The 21,099-nt window shown below is 51.0% G+C and carries 12 protein-coding genes; 9 read left to right on the top strand and 3 right to left on the bottom strand.

Annotated features, from left to right (window positions below; genetic code table 11):
• Both IXB28_RS04235 and IXB28_RS04240 read right to left on the bottom strand, forming a co-directional pair.
• Positions 1 to 2,492 (bottom strand): nSTAND1 domain-containing NTPase (locus IXB28_RS04235; protein ID WP_215617292.1); only part of this gene is annotated, 2,492 nt, incomplete at its 3' end.
• 2 nt (positions 2,493 to 2,494) lie between these two features.
• On the bottom strand, positions 2,495 to 4,081 hold the full coding sequence (locus tag IXB28_RS04240) for a toll/interleukin-1 receptor domain-containing protein (protein ID WP_215617293.1): 1,587 nt from the start codon (positions 4,079 to 4,081) through the stop codon (positions 2,495 to 2,497).
• Positions 4,082 to 4,436: 355 nt separating this feature from the next.
• On the opposite strand from IXB28_RS04240, the gene IXB28_RS04245 reads away from it, so the two are divergent.
• The 9 genes from IXB28_RS04245 to IXB28_RS04285 all read left to right on the top strand — a co-directional run bounded on the left by IXB28_RS04245 (position 4,437) and on the right by IXB28_RS04285 (position 17,939).
• Positions 4,437 to 5,396 carry a putative 2-dehydropantoate 2-reductase gene (locus IXB28_RS04245; protein WP_215617294.1) on the top strand — a complete coding sequence of 320 codons (960 nt, stop codon included), beginning with the start codon at positions 4,437 to 4,439 and terminating at the stop codon, positions 5,394 to 5,396.
• 117 nt (positions 5,397 to 5,513) lie between these two features.
• Positions 5,514 to 6,992: an alanine/glycine:cation symporter family protein gene (locus tag IXB28_RS04250; RefSeq protein ID WP_215617295.1), complete on the top strand. Its 1,479-nt coding sequence runs from the start codon at positions 5,514 to 5,516 to the stop codon at positions 6,990 to 6,992.
• A 99-nt stretch (positions 6,993 to 7,091) separates the two neighbouring features.
• A complete protein-coding gene (locus IXB28_RS04255) occupies positions 7,092 to 7,982 on the top strand; it encodes a hypothetical protein (RefSeq protein ID WP_215617296.1) in 891 nt (296 codons plus the stop codon).
• Between the two features lie 422 nt (positions 7,983 to 8,404).
• On the top strand, positions 8,405 to 8,998 hold the full coding sequence (locus tag IXB28_RS04260) for a LabA-like NYN domain-containing protein (protein WP_215617297.1): 594 nt from the start codon (positions 8,405 to 8,407) through the stop codon (positions 8,996 to 8,998).
• Positions 8,999 to 10,111: 1,113 nt separating this feature from the next.
• Positions 10,112 to 12,403, top strand: a complete 2,292-nt coding sequence (locus tag IXB28_RS04265) for an ATP-binding protein (protein WP_215617298.1) — start codon at positions 10,112 to 10,114, stop codon at positions 12,401 to 12,403.
• 36 nt (positions 12,404 to 12,439) lie between these two features.
• Positions 12,440 to 12,901: a response regulator gene (locus IXB28_RS04270; protein ID WP_215617299.1), complete on the top strand. Its 462-nt coding sequence runs from the start codon at positions 12,440 to 12,442 to the stop codon at positions 12,899 to 12,901.
• Positions 12,902 to 13,044: 143 nt separating this feature from the next.
• On the top strand, positions 13,045 to 14,664 hold the full coding sequence (locus IXB28_RS04275; RefSeq protein ID WP_215617300.1) for a hybrid sensor histidine kinase/response regulator: 1,620 nt from the start codon (positions 13,045 to 13,047) through the stop codon (positions 14,662 to 14,664).
• Positions 14,665 to 15,641: 977 nt separating this feature from the next.
• Positions 15,642 to 16,775 (top strand): glycosyltransferase family 2 protein, encoded by a 1,134-nt coding sequence (locus tag IXB28_RS04280; protein WP_215617301.1) that lies wholly within the window; start codon positions 15,642 to 15,644, stop codon positions 16,773 to 16,775.
• 129 nt (positions 16,776 to 16,904) lie between these two features.
• Entirely contained in the window at positions 16,905 to 17,939 is a 1,035-nt protein-coding gene (locus tag IXB28_RS04285; protein ID WP_215617302.1) for a glycosyltransferase family 2 protein, read from the top strand.
• A 524-nt stretch (positions 17,940 to 18,463) separates the two neighbouring features.
• Here IXB28_RS04285 and IXB28_RS04290 read toward each other — a convergent pair.
• On the bottom strand, positions 18,464 to 21,019 hold the full coding sequence (locus tag IXB28_RS04290; RefSeq protein WP_215617303.1) for a COR domain-containing protein: 2,556 nt from the start codon (positions 21,017 to 21,019) through the stop codon (positions 18,464 to 18,466).
• Positions 21,020 to 21,099 lie beyond the last annotated feature (80 nt).

Here is a 21,099-nt window from a genome sequence, read left to right on the forward strand (position 1 = left end):
GAGGCGAGGGTCTGTCCATCGGGAGAGAAACTCACGCTCCTGACACTCCCCGTATGGCCCTCTAGGGTTTGCAGTTCTCGTCCAGAGCGGTCCCACAGCTTGACGGTGCCATCGTCGCTACCGGAGGCGATGGTCTGGCCATCGGGAGAGAAACTCACGCTCAAGACCCAACCCGTATGGCCCTCTAGGGTTTGCAGTTCTCGGCCTGAGCGGTCCCACAGCTTCACGGTGCCATCGGAGCTACCGGAGGCGATGGTCTGGCCATCGGGAGAGAAACTCACGCTACTGACACTCCCCGTATGGCCTGGAAAGGTATTTTTTTCTGGATAGCTAGGCAGATAGTAAGCCTCTCGTAAGCTAGATGTTGCCTGTAGGCCAAGCTCAGAACGAACAGGGTCTTGATAGGGTGAGGTTCCTGCAGGGTTACGAATGTCTTTACCAAGCTCAATGGCATTGAGTAAAGCCTTAAAATTTAGCTTTGATGCAATTAAGTTCTCAACTGTCAGACTGTCTGCCAGTATCTCTGAGTTAAGAGCTTGCGCTTCTGCTGCGACTGTAGCGGCTTCAGCCCGCAGAGCATTCTCCTGAGAAATTTCAGTCTGCTGGTTAGCAATAACCGTTTGTTCTCTGGCAATACCCGCCTGTCGAGTAGCTTCTGCTTCTCCTTCCTCTGCCCGCTGTAAGGCACCTTCAGCGAGTTGACGCTGCTCCGCCTCGGCTTTTTGTGCTTCTTCAGCCTGTTGTTTTTGCTCCTCAGCTTCTTTTTGTGCTTTATTTGCCCGCTCTTTTTCGGCTAAAGCAATATCTTTTTGGTCCTGTGCCTCAGTTTTTTGCGCCTCCGCTATTTGTGTTTGATCTTCGGCTATTTGCTTCTGGTCTTCGGCTTCCTTTTTCTGTTCAATGGCAATCTTAGCCTGCTCATCAGCTTTTTGTTGCTGGCTAAAAGCAAATACTGATGCTCCCCCTGTCAACAACGACAGCCCACCCAACAATACCAAAAACGTTCTTAACCGATTTATCTCTCGTTTCTTCGCCCGTTCTTTGCTAACCGCTTCCTCTTCCCGAGCATCCGCACTCGCCTGCAAAAAGCCAACGGCCTCATCAAAATTCGACGCATACCGCTCAGCCCACACTGCATTCGGCCTCTGTTCCCTTAGCCAGGTCAAACCAATCGTCAATTCTGGATCGCGCCAGTAATTGGCCTTTCCCTGCTCATACAGCTCCGTTGTCTCCGCCAACCGTCGATAAATATTCGCTGACTGATCTTCCTGATTGACCCAATCCTTAAGCTGCTGCCAGTTACGCATCAAACTCTCATGGGAAATATCAATCACGCTAGTTTCCGTCAGCCCCACCCCCGCAGGCGGCATCAAAAACGACCGACGCGCTCCCCGAAACGCATCAATAACGGCCACCACCTCAGCCACCTCAGCCTCAGCTACTCCACAAAGTTCACCCAACTGCGTCGGCCTACGAATCTCCCGATTATCCGCCCCCCGATCCGTCAGCCGCTTAAACAATATTTCCGCAATATATCGCGAGCGATCATTTGGCAGCCCCTTATAAATCTGATCCGCATGGCGCGATAGGGCCGTCGCCATGCCACCAATCGCTTCATAATGCTTTACATCAATCGGCGTCTCGGGCGTCCCCAAATCTTCCCAATAGTCCCACGTCCGCATCAACGCATGTTGCAAAATCGGCAGCTGGTCCGGGTTATCCCCCACATCATTGAGCAACCGATTAACCAGCTGTGGCGTCATCGTTGCCCCACCCACCGCCACCGGCCCCTCAATCGCCCGCCGCAGCTGCCCCCGCGTCAGCCGGGGAATTAAATACTGACTGTCATTTAACGCCTCCGGCAAATCCCGAAACTGGGCACAGTCCCCCAAAAAGTCCGACCGCATGGTCAGCACCACAAAAATCGGCACCTGCCGCTGCTTCGCCGCCGCCAGCAACAGTTTCACAAACGCCGCCGCCTCATCCTCTGCCGCTAACGAATTCGCCTGCTGCTTAAACCGAAAAATCTCCTCAAACTGGTCCACCACCACCAGCAGGTTTTCATGGGCCTCCATCCGCGCCTGCTGGGTCACCTCCACCAGCCCCAACGCCCCCCGCCGCAGCGTACTCTCCGTCAGGGCTGTACGGATCACCGCATCATCACTGGTGGGCTCCACCCCAAACACCTCGGGGTCATTCAACGCCGCTGCCAGATTGCCCATCGGCGCATTCCCCGGTCGCAAAATCGCCACCCGCCACCCCGAGCTAGCATCGGCTAAAAAGCCGCTATATAGCGATGGCAGCAGCCCCGCCCGCACCAACGACGACTTACCACTGCCGGAGGTGCCCACCACCCCCAAAAATCGGGTGCGATTAAGCCGCACCAGCAGCTCATCCGCCTGGCCTTCGCGACCAAAAAATAAATGCTCCTCATCCAGCTCAAAGGGGCGCAGTCCTGGAAATGGGTTGGTTCTGGTAGATGCTTGCACCATGGTTATGCCCCTCCCATTAGCGGAGCTAAAAACGGCTCCAATAGCCCCGGATTAAATGCCTGCAAACCGTCGATTACTGGCACATCTGACGCTGACAGGCTTTGTTTATTGGGCCGTTGCGGACCGGCCAAATATACGGCCTTGGCGACCAGCGGCTGCGGTCGGTCATAGAGGCTTTTGCGCAGGGCATTGAGCCGTCGCTTTAGCCACAGACCATTGGCCTGACCGTAGTAAATCAACACCCCCTGGCATTGCTTAATCAACGCCTCCGATTCGCTCAGGTTAGTATTGGCATGGTCCGGCAGCACCACCTCCACATTTTGCTCTAGCCACTCATACAGGGGCTCAATCTCCGCCGCATCTAGATCCCGCTGGTCGCAGTCTAGATAAACCCGCCGACCTTCACTCAGTTGGGCAACCGCCGCAGGCGGCACCAACCGATCTTCGATAATCGTCTTCAAACCCTCCAGGGGCGTACTAATAAACTCTGGCTGCCGCTGCAGCTCTTGCAAAAAGGTATCCCCTGCCCCGATTTGCACCGACGGCGGCATCCACAAAATCCGGCTAATGTCCTGCTGCTCTTGGCAGCAGTTAGACGCAATTTCTATTTGCTCCTGACTGCGAGCGGCTAATAAATTCTGCAATGCGCGACTGGACGGCGATTCATTACCTTGCGCCACCGACTGGGGACTGACCAAATGAATTGACATTACACAGTGGGCCAGGTTTTCTTGCACCCGCTGGGCAAAATCTGGCGTCATGGGCAAGGGCTGCTCTGGCAATACCTGATGCCCTGCCATGGTCAGTTCCCGTCGAATATTATCCCTGGCATCGTTCAGGTCAAACGTGGTTTCGGCCAGATAGATTGTCTTGCCAGAGATTTCTCGGACATTCGTTTGGGGCTCAGCAGGATAAGCCAAAAGCGAGTTAATGCCCATTGGTTCGGGATTCCCCTCATATAGCGCGTCTTCAGACAGCGCGTCTAAAGACAGCGTGTCTAAAGACAAAGCGTCTGAAGACAGGGTGTCTAAGGATAAAGCCTCTAAAATTTCTAGAGTTTGGTGAATGTCATAGGCCAGATCATTCAACCGGGCATAAAACTTACGTTCCAGCTCCGGGCCATAGATTTTGTCAAATTCCTGGGGGCGTCCGGCGGCATCAAACTCAAAAAACTCATACCCAATAAAGGATTCAAACTCCGCCGGATATTGCTCCCTGGGCACATAGGTTTTGACCACCTTAAAGAGCCGCCCCTTATTTTCACCCACGTTGAGGCCGCCGGTTTGCTGGGCGGCATTGGCGCAAAAGCTCTGTAGCTCCCGGATGCACCATTCCGACTTGATATATCGTGGCGACACAATGGATAGCAACAGCCCAGCATTTTCCAGCGCTTCGGTAATGGCATCGCCAAAGTAGTCATTACCCTGCAGCTTGGGATCGCGCCAAATCTTTGGCGGCGTGCCGCGAATCTGTGACAAACGAATCGCTAATGCCTTGTGGAACGTAGAAATCCAGCCCTCTTGGTCAGGGATCAGGGATTGGTTATCGATGTGGGCATAGCTAATGAACAGATCCTTGTCGAAATCCATCCTGGCGGCGGTTTAGGGGGCTGTTGACTAGATTAACGAAAGATCGTTGATTAGTCATCAATGGCATCGTATTGCTTAGCAATCGACTGGATGTAGAGGCTGTATATGTAGTATGTGTTGCGGGGTCGCCTACCCGGCCCTAGTACGCGTTTACTGTTAACCGTGCAAGGACGCTAAACATATACGCTAAACACATACGCTAAAGGGAGGCAGTTGCATAACAGCATCCTGTGGGGATTTTATTTTCGTGCGCCCAACCGTCGCTATCTTTGGAACCGTAATATTCGGTCAAACTGGTGCCCAAGGTTAGCATTGGCCCCATACAATTGGGGGCGCAGTAGATGGGAGACTCAGCATGGCGACTAAGCGCTACGCCATTATTGGAACGGGGGCCATTGGTGGTTACTACGGGGCGAGGCTACAGCAAAGTGGCTGTGATGTGCATTTTCTGTTGCGTAGCGACTATGACCATGTAAAAAAGCATGGTCTTGTGGTGCAATCTGTGGATGGTGATATGGAGTTGTCTCAGGTTCATGCTTACAATAGCGCCGCTAAGATGCCACTGATGGATGTTGTTGTTATTGCATTAAAAACAACTCAAAATCATCAGCTCTCAGAGTTAATGCCTCCACTGCGAGAGAACGGGGTTGTTCTTGTATTGCAAAATGGGCTGGACACTGAAGCTGATGTGGCCAAACTGGTGCCGCCACAACAGATTATGGGGGGGCTGTGCTTTATTTGTTCTAACAAGGTGGGGGTGGGCCATATTCGCCATTTGGACTATGGCAAAATCCAACTGGGGGCCTATAGTGCCACCAAGCAACGGCGTGGGCTGACACCCTTGATGACGGAGATTGCGGATGATCTGCGGGGGGCGAATATTCCTATTCATGTGACGGATGATTTGTTTATGGCTCGTTGGCGCAAGTTGGTGTGGAATGTGCCCTATAACGGCCTGTCGGTGGTTTTGGATGCAACGACCAATGAGCTGATGGCGGATGAGGGTATCCGCCAGCGGATTTATGCCTTGATGGCGGAGGTGATTGCCACGGGCAATGGATGGGCGGCTCGGTTGGCGACATCAGCCATGACCGACCGAGAGATTCCAATGAGTTTTGCGACGGATATGCTGGCAGCCACGGCACGGATGAAGCCCTATCGCACCAGTATGAAAATCGACTTTGATGCGGGCCGACCGTTGGAAGTGGAGGCAATTTTAGGGAAACCGTTGCGGGCCGCTAGGGAATTGGGGCTGGCGGTGCCCGCCATGGAAAAACTGTATGGGCAGGTGCAGACGCTGGTTCAGCAGTGTTAGATGTGCGGGTCCATACAGTTGGCCCCAACTGTATGGGGCACTGGCGTTAGGATCGCCGTTTACATAGGTTTACAATGCTAGGGATATGGCACCCTAGCGTTACCTACCCCATCGTTGATGAAAATCGAAGGCTTGAATCAATTGCTTCCCACCATTGACCAGGGCTTTGAGGCTGGGGTGACGCTGTTGGAGCGGACCCTGTTTTTTCAGATCGGGGGGATGCCGCTGATTGTGCTGTGGCTGGTGCTAGGGTCTGCCTATCTCACCCTGCGCATGGGGTTTATTAATGTGCGTGGGTTGGGCCATAGTGTGCGGGTTTTGCGGGGGGACTACGATGACCCCAATGAAGTGGGGGAGGTGAGCCACTTTCAGGCGGTGGCGACGGCGCTGTCGGCCACGGTGGGGTTGGGAAATATTGCGGGCGTTGCGATCGCACTCCAACTCGGTGGACCCGGTGCTGTGCTGTGGATGACCGTGGCCGGGCTGCTGGGCATGACCACAAAATTTACCGAATGTACCCTAGCCCAGCAATATCGCATTATCAACGACGATGGCCAGGTCCAGGGTGGCCCCATGTATTACCTGGGCCAGGGCTTGGCGGAGCGGGGGCTAAAGCCCATGGGGCAGCTGTTGGCCGTTACCTTTGCCGCGCTCTGTATGGTGGGCGTGTTGGGCGGCAGCAACATGTTTCAATCCAACCAATCGGGGATGGCCGTGGCCGCCCTGGGGCAACGGCTACATTGGAGCTGGCTGAGCGACCCACGGGTCTATGGTTTTGGGCTGGCCCTCACCGTGGCCGCAGTGGTGATTGGCGGACTACGGCGCATTGCCCAAGTTGCCGCTACCGTGGTGCCAACCATGGTGGTCCTATATTTGGCGGCGGCCCTGTGGATTGTGGCTCACCACCTCCATGGCATTCCGGGGGCCATGGCACAAATTTGGCAATCTGCCTGGCATCCCAGCGCCGTTGAAGGTGGGGTGATTGGGGTGATGTTGCAGGGGCTGCAGCGGGGCGTATTTTCCAATGGTGCCGGCAATGGCTGCGCGGGCATTGCCCATGCCACCACCAAAAATTCTGAACCCGTGCGGGAGGGCCTGGTTGCCCTGATAGAACCGCTGATCGATACGGTCATTATTTGCAACCTGACTGCCCTGGTGTGTTTACTAACCGGGGTCTATGAACCCGGCAGCGCCGTTAGTGGTATTGAACTCACCACCGCCGCCTTTGCGTCAGATATTCCCCTGATGAGCTGGGGGCTAACCCTAATTGTCTGTCTATTTAGCTTTTCAACTATTATTTCTTGCTATTACTACGGTGCGACCTGTTGGCAATATCTTTTTGGCCAACGTAGCTTGTTCGTTTATAAGCTGATTTATATCTTGAGTTGTTTCGGCGGCACCGTCATTCACCTAGACACGGTGATTCGCTTTAGCGATGTGATGGTGTTTACCCTAGCGATTCCCAACATGTTAGGTCTGCTGTTGCTGTCTAATCAGGTGGCCCATAGCCTCGAAAAATACTGGCAACCCCCGGTTAAATCAGCCGTTCAATCCACATCTGCGACAAATCCGCCAATCCAGGGCAACACTTTCTAAAAATAGGTGTAACCTATAGTCACCTTTTTGTTATATGGGCTATTGCCCTACCTGAAAGGCGCACGCATTCGTACATCGATAGGACTGTGGACAGGTCGCATGGGTAATGACGTTCTGATTCTGACCATCTACTTTTTGGTAGTGATTTATGTGCTTTACCAAATGGCACTGTCGGTGGAAAGCAGTTTAGAAGATAAGCTCAGAATTGTGCTGGATCTGGATTTCCTGAAGGCCCAGGCCCAACAACAGCTAGAGCGGCAGTCGCCAGCCCACCCCAAGATCACGTCAACGGTGGAGCAGCTGCAGTTTAGGGGACGCAAGATGCCCCCCTATTTGGTGCTGAATGTGGCATCACCCCATAATCCATCACAAGTGCGTAAGGTCATGGTGACCGTGGGCCCCATGGGTAATATGAGTCGCAGAACGGCCCTGACAAATTTGACGGTGTCCGTTTCCAATGGCACCGACGATGCCCAGGTATATATCGATTGGGACAATAGTTCGATCACCGTTGATAAGACGCGCCAAACGCAGCGGGTATTTCGGGCCGGTATTCCCATTAGCAGTGATTTATCGCGATCGCAAATCTTCAGCGTGGTGAACCCCGGGGAAAAATTCGACAGCCGCATTACGGGCGAAGGGTGTCTGAGCTTAGATCCTGAATCGAATACATTGCAGCCCCGTCGCCCCTTGGTAAACATGGGGGATTTGATCGAGCTGCTGGCCGATCCGATCATGGCCCCAGACGATGAAAATGACCTGCCCCAAACCCTGGCCTATAGTTTGCAACTGCGCCTGGGCGTGCGCCATATTACCGACCAGCAGGATAGCAACACGACCTATTTGCTGCTTCCCTTTGAATTTATAGCCATTTTGCTACCAGACGAAATCGCCTTTCCTCCGTTACGGTGGTTACTTAATCGTCCGCGCCCCGAAAATGCCCGCGATGCACTCACGTCTCTTTTACTGGGCCGGTCTTACCGCCGTTAGTTTTTGCCGTAGCCGCTTTGTGGGCTGCCATTACTGGGCCTATGGGAAACCGAAACAGCCAGGCTAATAAAGCGGCTAACGCTGGCCAATGGACAAATGTCAGCTCATAACAAGATTTTTTGTAACTTTTCGCAACATGGATTGTAAAGCAATCCTGGAAATCTTAAGATATTATTAAGTTGCTACTGTGACCTAGTTTTACATTTCAGTAGCGTTGGTAAGCGAGTCAAAGTTGCTTTGGTTGGTTTGCCCTGAGAGCTTTCGAAAATTCATTTTGAGTTTAATGAGAGGCTTTAGTTCTTTATTGGGCTGACCTACCTACCAAGCGGGTGAACCTTGCTTGCGTGGGGTCATGCTTCATCCAGAAGAATTCCTCGAATCTCTCTTCAATTTATTGTGTCAGTAGAGGATTCTTGTCTGCGATGTTGAGTCACAACAGCGTTATTGTGGATGAACAGTCAAACTATGGCTATGGTCGGCACTCCGACCGAGTGTCTATTTTTATTGACGCAGCCCATGTGTTTTATGCGGCTTCTACCCTCGGTATCGAGATTGATTACAGTAAGTTGGTGACCCGACTGGTGGACCATGGGCAGCTACTGCGGGCCTATTTTTACACTGGTGTGGATCCGCACAATACTAAACAACAAGGCTTTCTACTGTGGATGAAACGCAATGGCTACCGGGTGATTAGTAAGGAGATTGCGTCGAAAGATGCCACCGATGCTGCCCATAACCATCGACCAGTAGATTTTTGTGTGGAAATCACAACGGATATGCTGACCCAAGCTGCATATTCTGACACCGTGATTTTAGTGACGGGGGATGGTCGTTTTACCCATCTGATGAAACATTTCTCCCGGTCTGGCACCCGGACAAAGCTGGTGAGCCTGCAGTCAATTACCAGCGAGCGCCTCCTAAATGAGGTGGATCAGGTATTGGACGTTGCGAACTTAAAGGATGAGATTGCCAAGCGGCACATTAGCTATAAGCGGTCTCGTTTTAATGTGGCCTAGGGGCGACACAAAGCGGAACGATGTTTTCGGACGTTAGGGTTCGGAAGTCGCGGAAATCGGAGTTTCCGACTTCCGAACCCTAGGGCGTATGTACAAAAAAAGTCCCAGACAGGATTCTGTTAAGCAACGTCTTCCCCTTACGAGGGCTACGGTGTATATACAACTGGAAGATTACTGGCATTAAGCATGTCGTCTAATCAGGGTTTTTCCCCTTGCCCTAGGCTTTAGCTCATGCCTAAAGGTCTTATGGGGGACCCCACGGAGGGGGCTTGGTCTTAGCCGCGCTGAATAGTGGCGAGAGATAGCAACCTGCTGGATGCATGCAGCAGGTTGCTGCGCACATAGCTGTTGTCAGCTAAAGCTTCCAGGGATCATCTATGCATTGAACTATGTGCGCCAAGCTGTATTTTCTATCAGCAGTCATTAAGGCCGATCCTTTCAAAGGTCTTAATGACTGTTTTTTGCTGTTGGCCGGAAATGTGGTTTAAAGTCCCATGCTGGCGGCCCCGTAGAGCTTCCAAAGAATAAAGCAATAAAGGCCCACAGGCACCACCACCAAACTGGCAAAGAATAGGCATGTTGCTTTTACTGGCCAGGATGTGTGGACAATAGCTCGTTTTGTTTTCCAAAGCATTACTGGAGTCCCGATTTTAATTGCGGGGCTAAGCCCCATCCGTTGACAACAGGATTTCAAAACAAATTAAGGAAACGCGGGGCGACAGTCTTAAAAGCTCGGACCAAAAGCCGAGGCCAAAAAACGGTCATAAACCCTGGTGGTTTTACGATTGCTGACTTTAGTCAGTAACAAATAAGCTTGATGAAGGCATGCCAAATTCAGAACCACTGGTCGTTTTTGGCGCATAGGACCCAGATTTTTCCTTCGTTGCAATCGGCTCGGTGATTGGCTGCTTGACCGTGGCTAAATGCTATACACACTAGCTAGGGGCTAGGACTGCACCCACTGGCTAGATAGTTGTAAACAAACTTATAACTAATCCCACGGACAATGTTAAGAGAATTTCAGGTTTGCTTAATATTCTGTAATACCTGCAATGGTAGGAAAATGTATTAAGTTGTTTCCTATGATTCAACACCCTCCCTTTGTCCATCACCATGAGACAGTTCGATCCAAGCCATGGTCCAGGTAGGCTCCAGGAAGATCATGATAGGTTTCCTGTCCATCTAATTGGATTGATTCAGCCCCATGGTGTATTGCTGTTGCTAGACGCTAGCCTGACCATTACCCAGGTGAGTGAAAATAGTGCTCAGCATTTTGGTCTTAGGGCTGAGGCCTTGCTTGGCCAGTCTTTGTTGGAGGTATGTACGCCAGCCACCTCTGTTGATCATTTGCTCCAGGTGGTTGCCACCTGCACCCAAAAGCCGGTTTACATTCCCTTTGATTTTTCTGCGGGGGAGAGTGTTCGCCATTGTGATGGTCTTATCCATCGTATGGAAAATGGCATTGTTTTGGAATTGGAGCCTGCGGTGCCCCGAACAGGTTGGGATGTGACATTGTTGCAAAATACGGTGCAGCGGGCCATTGGCCACCTGCGGTCGATTGAAGCTATTGATGATTTTTTGCAGGCTGCGATCGCACAAATTCAAACCATTACGGGCTACGACCGCGTCATGGTTTACCAATTTGATGAACAAAATGCGGGGGCTGTGATTGCCGAGGTTAAGCCGCCCGAGGCTGTGTCCTATTTGGGGCTGCACTATCCAGCGACGGATATTCCCCAAATCGTACGGGGGTTGTATCACCAAAACCTGTTGCGGCTGATTCCAGACTTAAATGCGACCTTAGTCGAGCTTGTGTCTGTCGATGGGTCAGCAGGGGCTGTGGATTTGAGCCACGCTGTTCTCCGGGGGGTGGCCCCCTGCTGCCTGGAGTATCACCAAAATATGGATGTGACGGCGCTAATGGTGATTGCGCTAGTGCGGGAAAATCAGCTTTGGGGGCTGATTGCCTGCCATCATCCCACGGCCAAGTTTTTGTCCTACCCTGTGCGGGCGGCCTGTGAAATGCTGGGGCAGCTCGTGGCCGCAGAAGTTACCAGCAAGGTGGATCGCGATGCCCTGAACTATCTTCACCAGTTGCGCGCCATCCAAACCGAGTTTGTTAATTCCATTGCCCAGGCCCAGGACTTTAAACAGGCGCTCATCCATCCAGAACCGCGATTATTGGAGATGGTAAATGCCCAGGGGGCGGCCATTTGTTTAGATGACGACATTACGCTGATTGGTGATACGCCCCCGCTGGACGCGATGCAAACGCTGATTCAATGGGCGTTGACCCCATCCTCTGGCGAGTTGTTTCACACGAATTGTTTGGCCAATCACTATGCCCATGCAGATGGCATCCAGGCCAAGGCCAGTGGTTTGATTGTGCTGACCATCTCGCGGCTGCGGCGCTATCTGATTCTTTGGTTTCGGCCAGAAAAGCTACAGGTGGTGAACTGGGCGGGCAATCCTGGGGATTCGGTGCAAACAACGGAGGACGGGGCGATCATGCTGTGCCCCCGGAATTCTTTTGAGGCTTGGAAGGAAACGGTGGAGGCCACGGCCCAACCCTGGCAACCGGCTGAATTGGATAATGCGATCGCGCTCAAGAACGCCATTGTGGGCATTGTGCTCAATAAAGCCGATGAGCTAGCCGAAATTAACCTAGAGCTTGCACGGAGCAACGATGAGCTAGAGTCGTTTGCCTACGCCGCATCCCACGATCTGAAAGAACCTCTGCGCGGGATTACCAATTTCTCCCATCTGCTGCTGCGGCGCTATGGTGAAACCCTTGATGACGTCGGTATTCAGCGTTTAAAGACCCTGGTCAAACTAGCAGAACGCATGGATCGTTTAATTGACGCGCTGCTGAAATTTTCCCGGCTTGGCCAAACCTCATTACGGTGCCAGCCCACGGATCTCAATCAACTATTGCCAAAGGTCATTGAAATTTTGCAGGCCAGCGATCCAGCAAGGTCGCCCCTAACGATTGCAGTGCCCCACCCATTGCCCACGGTGGATGCGGACCCCACCCTGCTAATCGATGTGTTCAGCAATCTGTTGGGTAACGCCCTCAAATATACCGATAGGCCCCAACCCGCCATTGAAGTTGGCAGCCTATTCCCAGAGGCGCCCCAATTGATTCGCCAGGGGAAACATCTTCCCCCCAACACCTGTGCGATTTACGTCAAAGACGATGGCATTGGCATTCAACCGAGGCACTTTCAAAACATATTTCGCCTATTCAAACGCCTGCACGAACGAGACAGTTATGGCGGCGGTACAGGGGTGGGCCTAACGATTGCCAAAAAGATAATTGAACGCCACGGTGGTGAAATCTGGGTAGAGTCTATCCTTGGCGAAGGAACCACTTTTTACTTCGTGCTAAACTGTAAAGAAAAATAATAAACTCTGACAAAAAATTAAGTTTTTCTTAAGCTTATGCGCGATAAGATCAACACTCCTTTAATAGTCGTTGAGGATAGTGACGAAGACTTTGAAGTCCTGCAAATCTTCATGGAAGATATGGACGTTGCTAACCCCATCTATCGCTTTACCACTGGGGATAAAGCCCTCGACTTCCTATATCGCAGCCAGGATGAGAATGTGGTGCAACCCGACCGCCCATCCATGATTTTATTGGATCTAAATTTGCCTGGAACCGATGGCCGTGAAGTGTTAGAACGGCTGAAGCAAGACGAACAATTTCGGGAAATTCCCATTGTTATTTTCACCACTAATTCTGACCCTAGAGATATCAAGTTTTGTTATCGCAAAGGGGCCAATGGCTACTTAATAAAGCCGGTGAAAACGGCACAATTTGAGAAAGCGGTGCAGGCATTTGTAGACTATTGGCTCAACACAAATACCCCGCCAGATTGGGTGGAGTTGACGGGAATGTAGGCACGCCAAGGGGCCAATGGGGTACGTTCAGGTTTTTAAAATCCTCCATGGGTAGGTATTAAAAAACTTGAAGCGATTTTTATATTTTATTAACAATTAAAAAAAGGTGTCACTGTGATGGATGAGAAGCCCTCTTCAAGTCCATGTCTGCAGATCACACCTTGCTCATCGTTGATGATTGTGCAGAGGATCGAGAAGTTTATCGCGACTATCTTTCTCGTGATCCCCACAATACCTATGAATTTTGCGAAGCCGCTTTGGCAGAAGTGGCCTTAGACCTATTTTTGAAACAGCATTTTGATGTGGTGCTGTTGGATTTTTATATGCCCGATATGACCGGGTTGGAGTTTTTGGGGCAGCTGCAGAAGCGGCAAAGCAAGGTGAGCTCGCCCATTATTATGTTGACCGGCCAGGGCAATGAAGAGCTGGCGGTGCAGGCGATGAAGCAGGGGGTGCATGACTATTTAGGAAAACAGCACCTGCAGCCTGAGATTTTGCAACGGACGGTGCGTAGCGTAATTCAACAGTCTCACCTGCATGTGGCGCTCCACAAAACCCGCGAACAGCAGCGGCTGATTGCAACGACGGCCCTACGGATTCGGCAATCCCTAGATCTGGAGCAGGTGTTGGATACAACCGTGGCTGAGGTGCAGCAGCTGCTGGAATGTGATCATGTGGCGGTGTATCAACGGGCCGAGCAGGGTGAGCCTACGATTAAGGCGGAACTGGGTACCCGCTGTGGGCCGCCGTCCTTGTTTCCCACCGGTAATGAAAAGGGAGCGGTCCCCCAGGACGCTCTCCTGGGGCAAACGTATGCTGCCGACGCCGTTGAACCGCAGGACTATCGTGAGTTACAGGCCCCCATTGTTATTCATTCTTCTCCATCTGACCGGGGGCAAACCTGGGGCTATTTGGTGGCGCACCAATGTGCCAAGCTAAAGGCCTGGCAGCCGGAAGAGCATAGTTTGTTGCATGAACTGGCGGTGCAGTTAGCGATCGCAATTCAACAGTCAGAATTGCTTTCCCAAACCCAAACCGCCTTAGAAAAGGCCCAGGAGCTCAGCCATTTCAAGTCCCAAATCCTGGCCACCGTCTCCCACGAATACCGCTCGCCCCTGGCCGCTATTCTAGCGGCGGCGTCCACCATCGCCCGCCATGGTGAGCGGTTAGAGCCTGACCAATGCAAGCGTTTTCTCGGCATGATTCAGGACAAAGCCCGCCATATGACCCGGTTAGTGGACAATATGCTCGTCATGCATCAATGTGAGCTAGATCAAAGCCGATTTGAACCCGCTCCGATGAATTTTCTCCAATTTGTTGCCGATATTGTTGAAGAACATCGAGAAATCTCCCCCGACCATGTCCTTATCCTTCAGGTTAGCGGCAAAACTAGCGGTTGCTGGGGCGACCAAGGCATGTTGCGTCTAGCCATCGACAATGTCCTCTCCAATGCCATCAAATTTTCTCCCCAGGGTGGGCAAATTGATCTGCATCTAGCCGGAGATGCCACCCACATTACCCTGTCGATCTCAGATAGCGGCATTGGCATTCCCACAAAAGATCAGCCCGATTTATTTCAATCCTTTAGCCGTGGCAGTAATGCCAGCCACATTCAAGGGGTGGGGCTAGGCCTTTCCATTGCCAAAGCCTGTATTGACTTACATGGCGGTAGCCTGGGGCTAGAAAGTGAGGAAGATCAAGGCACCCAGGTGTTTTTACGCCTGCCCAAACATCCCAAAGGTGTGGAAGACCTTGTGGCTTAGGTCTTTTGGGAACCCGACATCAAAAGATCCGGATAGGGACGGTGGAATTTATGAAATAAATAATGTCCCATAAGAGCAACGTTAAGGGAAACATAATGGACCCTCCCAACGTTATTTATCCTAGGGGATTGGCCATGGCGTATCCAGTTGGGTAAATCGGCCTAATAGTTTGCCGTCTGCGTATTCGCTAGCAACAATATTTTGTGTTGCCCAATACATTTCTCTCAGTAGCGGTCGCCAAACCTATTTTCTCTTGTCAGTGGGCAATGGCAAGCCCAGCGCCATCGACAGTTTGGGGCTGCCGTCCTCATATAAATGGCCCATTTATTACCATTGCTGTGGGTATTCGTGTATCCATTCATCAACTAATCGTTTATATTGTTGGTGGAACTACTACAGCCTATTCGTAGAAAGCTACATCAGTATATCTGCAGACAATCTTTAGAAAACCTCTCCATATCTAGAGATATTGTTGTTAGACAGCCCAAAACCCTGGTTTCTAATGGGCCAAAAAAAAATACCTATTTATACTGAGTTTTCTTGATGGGAACTCTCCTATGATTTGAGTGCACCGGGCAGCAGCACTTGATATGCTCCTGTAGCAAGTTATCTAAGCTAATGGTTATCTCCAAATGTCATCTGTGGTGGCATTTGCAAGAAAGGGTCTAGGGACGAGGTCACTGGGCTTTAGATGAGACTGCCATGATTTAGCTAGATTTTTGTAGCATTACTACCTTTGTAGTATTTCTATCTGTTAGGCATACAGTAACGCCTTTAAAACCGTTGCTGATTTAGGGCATGGCACGGTCTTTAGGGCCGGGTCATTGTCTTGGGGTAACCAAAAATATCCCAAAGACCAGCAGTGCCCTTTCAAAATATCAGGGAAAGCCAACAATTTGCATATGGACGTTTAATGTCCTCGGTCATTGTGACCGCTACTATCCCTTGCGCCTGCTTACGAATTTTGGATAGTTTCCATGACTGCCACACTTTTAAAGCCAACCACTGTTAGACATGTAACTTCCCAGCCAGCTATTACCATTGTAGTTGTTCCGCAAGAGCGATTTAGCTATACCCAGCAATCTTTAGAGAGTATTTACAGGCACACGCACTGCCCATTTAATCTGATTTATGTTGATGCAGGTTCTCCTAGGCGTATTCAAAAATATTTAACCCGTGAGGCGACTAAGCGGGGCTTTACGCTATTGCGTAGTGAACAGTTTTTGGCCCCCAACCAAGCTCGCAATTTGGGCCTCAGCCAGGTTTCGACGGAGTACGTTGTTTTTGTTGACAATGACATCCATGTGGCGCCCGGTTGGTTAGATCAGCTGTGGCGGTGCGCTAAGGAAACCAATGCGGCTGTGGTCAGCCCGCTCACTTGTGTCGGTCAACCCCTTCACGATCGGATTCAATCTGCAGGTGGGGAAGTTAGAATTTTTATGGATGTTAAGGGCAAACAGATTCGCCGTTGCCTATACGAGAAGAGGTTTTTGGTAAATCGCTCTGCCGCTGGCATTAAGGATCAGCTATATAGGCGGGGCTGTGAATTTGCGACGTTGGACTGCCTCTTGGTAAAGCGCGATATTTTTGACCGCCTAGGGCCGCTGGATGAAAAACTGTTGGGTGCCCAAGAGGATGCTGACTTTTGTTTAGGGGTGAACCGCTTGGGGGGGCAGATGTTTTGTGAGCCCACAGCGCTGGTGACCCATGTGCCCCAAACCTCCTATCGTTGGTCGGATATGGCGTACTTTATGTTGCGCTGGAGCGACACGTGGGAAGTGGAAAGCCTGATGTATTTCCAACAAAAGTGGGATCTAGATATGGACCAATATTTTCTAGACCGCTATAGACAGCTAGGTCATCGTCGGCACAATCGATTTATCTATCCACTACTGGATCAGGTGATGGGCGAGCTCAACCTGCCCTGGCTAGAAAAATTGGCCATTGGTCTAGAACGTTGGTTCAACCAAGTGATCGCCGACCGCCATGCCCGGCTATCTGACAACATCACCATCAAAAAAATCTCCCAAACGCCTGTTGCTAAAACAACAAAACAGCGTCCGCAGCGCCAAGCTGCATCCTTATCCCAGCCTCGTCTGATGCTGCATTAGCAGCCTGCCGTTGCCGATTTGCAGGATATCTGGCTATGTGTCGCTATCCCAACAATCAGCAACGGCCCCACGACATAGCTGGCTAACACTAAACCAACCTTCCTAAAAATCTTCACTTGCCTTCGACCTATGGTTATTAATACACAAACGCTGGCCAAAACTGCCAAAACTGCCGTCAGTACGCCCCCATCCATTACCCTAGTCGTCTCCCCACGGGAGCGGTTTAGCTATATTCAACCTTCCCTAGAAAGTATCTATCGCCATACCCATCTGCCCTTTGATCTCATCTATGTCGATGTCGATTCGCCCAAATATCTGCGGCACTACCTGGCCCAGTCGGCGGCGGAAAAAGCCTTTACCCTGTTGCGCACCAACCACTTCCTATCGCCTAATCAGGTGCGTAATTTAGCCCTGAGCCATGTGACCACGGAGTATGTGCTATTTATCGACAATGATATCCATGTGTCACCGGGTTGGTTAGAGCGGCTGTGGCGCTGCGCCCAGGAAACCGATGCCTCGGTGGTGGCTCCGCTGCTCTGCGTCGGTAAGCCACTGCATGAAAGAATTTTAATGGCCGGTGGTGAAGCGCGCATTGTGACCGAACGCTATGGCAGCACGGTCAACCGTCGGTTATATAAAGAGTGTTACCACGTGAACCGTTCGGCGTCTTTGATGAAGCGGCAGCTAAAGCGCCAGATCTGTGAGTATGCGGAATTAAACTGCGTGCTAGTGAAGCGGGAGATTTTTGAGCAAATTGGGCCGTTTGACGAAAAGCTGTTGAGTGCGCGGGAAAATGTAGACTTTTGTTTGAGTGTGGCTAAGGCTGGCGGCAAGATTTTTTGTGAGCCCCAGGCGGTTGTGACCTGTGTGCCGACCATGCCAAAGCGGTGGTCCGACCTGGCGTATTTTATGTTGCGCTGGAGCGATGCTTGGGAAGCCGCCAGCCTGATCCATTTTCAGGATAAGTGGGACCTGGATATGGACCACAATTTTATGTACAGCTTTAGGCATTTAGGGCATCAGCGGCATCAGTTGTTTTTGTTGCCCCTGCTGCGTCGGTTGATGGTGGGTCGTCGAGTGCGGGTGCTAGAAAAGCTGGCGATTCGGTTTGAGCGTTGGTTGAATCAGTGTATTACTGACCGTCATCGACGATTGGTGAACTGAGTGCCTAGTGGTCTGTCAAGCCTAAGATTTAGGATAAGGTCAGTAAAGAGTAAAGGGTAAACGAGATGAAGCGTGACTCTTGACCCTTTACTCTTCATCAAGGCAGAATCCCAATTTTTAGCGTTGACGCTGCACTAGTGGTCCGTCAAGACTAAATTTTAGGATCGATAAGTGATTGGCAAAAACATTGCTAAACCTCATGCACCACTCACTACTCACCATTCCCCACTCCCTGTTCTTACCCCAATTTTTAGCGTTGACGCTGTACTAGGCACTTTGGGATCACTAATTCCCCTCTTGTGAGGGGCATCGGGGTGGGTTTTCGGAATGTTGAGGCCATAGTTGTCCATCGGCTTTTGCGATGGTGGTTAACCCACCCCGCCCTTTGGGCACCCCTCCCGAGAGGGGATTTTTGGGGTGTAAGGCATTTTTTTTGCAAGCACAGCCTTTATTTTTTGATCAAATGTCTGTAGGCATTTTGGGAGAACTAATTCCCTCCTGGAAGATGCAACGGGGTGGGCTTGCTAGCCACCAAAAGCTGCTTGAATCTGTTTACTAACCTCTACTAAAATTTCCTCTTGGGCTGCGTCGTTTAGTCCTTTCAAAGGCTTGTCTGGATTGCAGGCTGCTTGATAGTTGGCAATATCAGTTTCTGTATACATGCTGTGGCCGATGGGTACCCAAATAATTGTTACCCCTTCCTTCTTTACGGCCTCCAATAGTGGTGGCAGCTCATTTTTATAGATAAAATCTGACGCTAAAAAGTCTTGGCTCACCAGCAACACGGCTACTTTCGTGGTCGCTAGTGCAGTATCGATTTCCTGTCGCCAGTTATCACCGGCTTGGATGCGCCGATCGTCCCATGTGGTCAGTCGGCCTTCCCGCTCGTAGGTTTTTAGGAACTTTTGCAGCTTGGTGAGCCATTCGCCATCCGCATGGCTGTAGCTAATAAAGACCTTGTCCCTGGCTGGATAATATTCAACGTGCTGCGCTTTTAGCTGCTCAAACTTATCCTGCTCGGCTTTTTTGTCGAGTTCATCAAAGCGATCCGATAGCACCACCGCCGTCAGCCTGCGCACATTCACATCAATGCAGCTTCTGTCGCAGGTGATTTCATAACGGCCCTTTTCCAAATAGCGATCCAGCGTTTTCATCCGAAAGAAGTGGGGCTGGGTGTTCCCTTGGCATTCTTCACAGATGCAGGGAATCATTTTAGTGACTCGGATTTTTTCAAAGGAGCCGTTGATTTGGTCAATTTCATTGGCCACGACGCTCAGCAGCTCTTTGCGGTGCACACCGGATACACGAATGCTAAGTTCCCCCTTGTAGGGGCGATAGTTTTCGATCACTTCTGCCCGGGCACGACCGTTGTTGAGCACCACGCCGCTGCGCCATACGATTTGCTGTTGTTCAATCCAGCGATAAAGACGCACAATTAGCTGGGTGGCGATGCCCTTGGGCATAAACTCATATTCGTAGCGCAGCATCAGGTTGTTGCTAGGCTCCCAGTCGTAGTCGGGCGGGTCGAAGTCTAGCAGCTGGGGCGAAATATAATTGTCTTTTAGGCCGGGGATGGGATAGCACAGCTTAAAGTTTTCCATTAGCTGCAGCAGTTCGTCGCCCATGTTGGCATATTGATCGTCATGCCAAATGTCGTCTAGCTGATCGCGGGTGAACTGGCCTTTGGTTTTGGCGACATCTGGGTTGGTGGTGACGGCATAGACGGCATTGGTGGCCCACTCGGGGCGCAGGATAACAACATTTTTTAGCACCCGATCTTTTTGGAAGTGGAGGCAAATGCCCAGCTTGTGGAGAAAGTCGCTGATGCGCAACATTTCGGTGCGCTCCCCAACGCCGTTGCCCCGGCATAGGGCAAAATAGTCGCTCTGGTCGATGTAGTTGCGGGAGTCGTTTTCCAGGGCGTAGCGGACCAGGGCCCACTTTTGCGGTAATGGCGTGCCAACAAACTCTAGTTTGGTAATGTAATAGCGGATGGCTTTTTTAATGGCCTCCAGACCACGACCATCGTCCAGATTGGTGGGGATAAACTCTTCAATATATTGAAAATCTTGTTTAAGCTGGCGTTCATTAACGTTGCAAGGTCTGTTGCCCTTTTCGTTTTTGATTAGTAGCACCGGGCTATCGCCACCAAATAGCTCAATGGAGTTGAGCCAATAGGGGAAGTCGGTATTTTCCTTGCGGGTGTCGGCCACTAGGGCATAGAGGGAACGCTCGGTGAGAAAAAACTGGTGGGTTTGGTGATAGATCTCTTGTCCGCCAAAGTCCCATAAATTCACGCGAAATTCCTGGCCATTGTCTAACGGAAATTTCCATTCAATTACCTGAATGCCATGGGTGGATTCTTCCTCCGGGTCTAAGTTGTAGTTAGGATCTTGAATCTTTTTAGCCAGGGAGGTTTTGCCAGCACCCCCTTCTCCCACGATTAGAAACTTAGCTTCTTGCAAAAAGAAATCTTCTGTTGCTTTAGACGTATCCTCATAAAAATCGATGATAGTTTTGAGGTTTTCATTATCCAGCCATGACGTTTCATCCCCTAAAAGTTCTGGAGGAATTGGGAGAGGATTACCACTTAACCCAATTTCCTCAAGAGGTAACCACTTCAGCACTAGAGGCAGCTTAGAAAACTTATTTTTATCTAACGCAAGAGTATTTAAGTCTCTAAGTTGTTTTATTTCTGAAGGCAGTTCACTGAGCTGGTTATTGCGGAGGTCAAGGGACGTGAGACTGGTTAGCTGTCCAATTTGTGGAGGCAGTTCACTGAGCTGGTTAAAGCTGAGGTAAAGGGACGTGAGACTGGTTAGCTGTCCAATTTGTGGAGGCAGTTCACTGAGCTGGTTAAAGCTGAGGTAAAGGGACGTGAGACTGGTTAGCTGTCCAATTTGTGGAGGCAGTTCACTGAGCTGGTTATTGCTGAGGTCAAGGGACGTGAGACTGGTTAGCTGTCCAATTTGTGGAGGCAGCTCCGTCAGCTCATTCCCCGACAAATCCAACTCCGTCGCCCCAGTTCTGGCCGCTTCCCCAATCACCTCCAACAGCTCATCCCGCGTCATCCCAGCCATCTCCAACCACCATCCCCGCTATTCTGCCAAACCCCCACCCAAAAATCCTAAAATTTAACCCAAACTAAACCTCAGCCGCC

It is taken from the genome of Leptothoe kymatousa TAU-MAC 1615, from assembly GCF_018739865.1.
Taxonomy (GTDB): Bacteria; Cyanobacteriota; Cyanobacteriia; order Phormidesmidales; family Phormidesmidaceae; genus Leptothoe; species Leptothoe kymatousa.

Excerpts from the sequence above, each read along its gene's own strand:
- IXB28_RS04240 (WP_215617293.1), bottom strand. The coding sequence starts at position 4,081 with ATGGATTTCGACAAGGATCTGTTCATTAGCTATGCCCACATCGATAAC.
- IXB28_RS04245 (WP_215617294.1), top strand. The coding sequence starts at position 4,437 with ATGGCGACTAAGCGCTACGCCATTATTGGAACGGGGGCCATTGGTGGT.
- IXB28_RS04250 (WP_215617295.1), top strand. The coding sequence starts at position 5,514 with ATGAAAATCGAAGGCTTGAATCAATTGCTTCCCACCATTGACCAGGGC.
- IXB28_RS04255 (WP_215617296.1), top strand. The coding sequence starts at position 7,092 with ATGGGTAATGACGTTCTGATTCTGACCATCTACTTTTTGGTAGTGATT.
- IXB28_RS04260 (WP_215617297.1), top strand. The coding sequence starts at position 8,405 with ATGTTGAGTCACAACAGCGTTATTGTGGATGAACAGTCAAACTATGGC.
- IXB28_RS04265 (WP_215617298.1), top strand. The coding sequence starts at position 10,112 with ATGAGACAGTTCGATCCAAGCCATGGTCCAGGTAGGCTCCAGGAAGAT.
- IXB28_RS04270 (WP_215617299.1), top strand. The coding sequence starts at position 12,440 with ATGCGCGATAAGATCAACACTCCTTTAATAGTCGTTGAGGATAGTGAC.
- IXB28_RS04275 (WP_215617300.1), top strand. The coding sequence starts at position 13,045 with ATGTCTGCAGATCACACCTTGCTCATCGTTGATGATTGTGCAGAGGAT.
- IXB28_RS04280 (WP_215617301.1), top strand. The coding sequence starts at position 15,642 with ATGACTGCCACACTTTTAAAGCCAACCACTGTTAGACATGTAACTTCC.
- IXB28_RS04285 (WP_215617302.1), top strand. The coding sequence starts at position 16,905 with ATGGTTATTAATACACAAACGCTGGCCAAAACTGCCAAAACTGCCGTC.
- IXB28_RS04290 (WP_215617303.1), bottom strand. The coding sequence starts at position 21,019 with ATGGCTGGGATGACGCGGGATGAGCTGTTGGAGGTGATTGGGGAAGCG.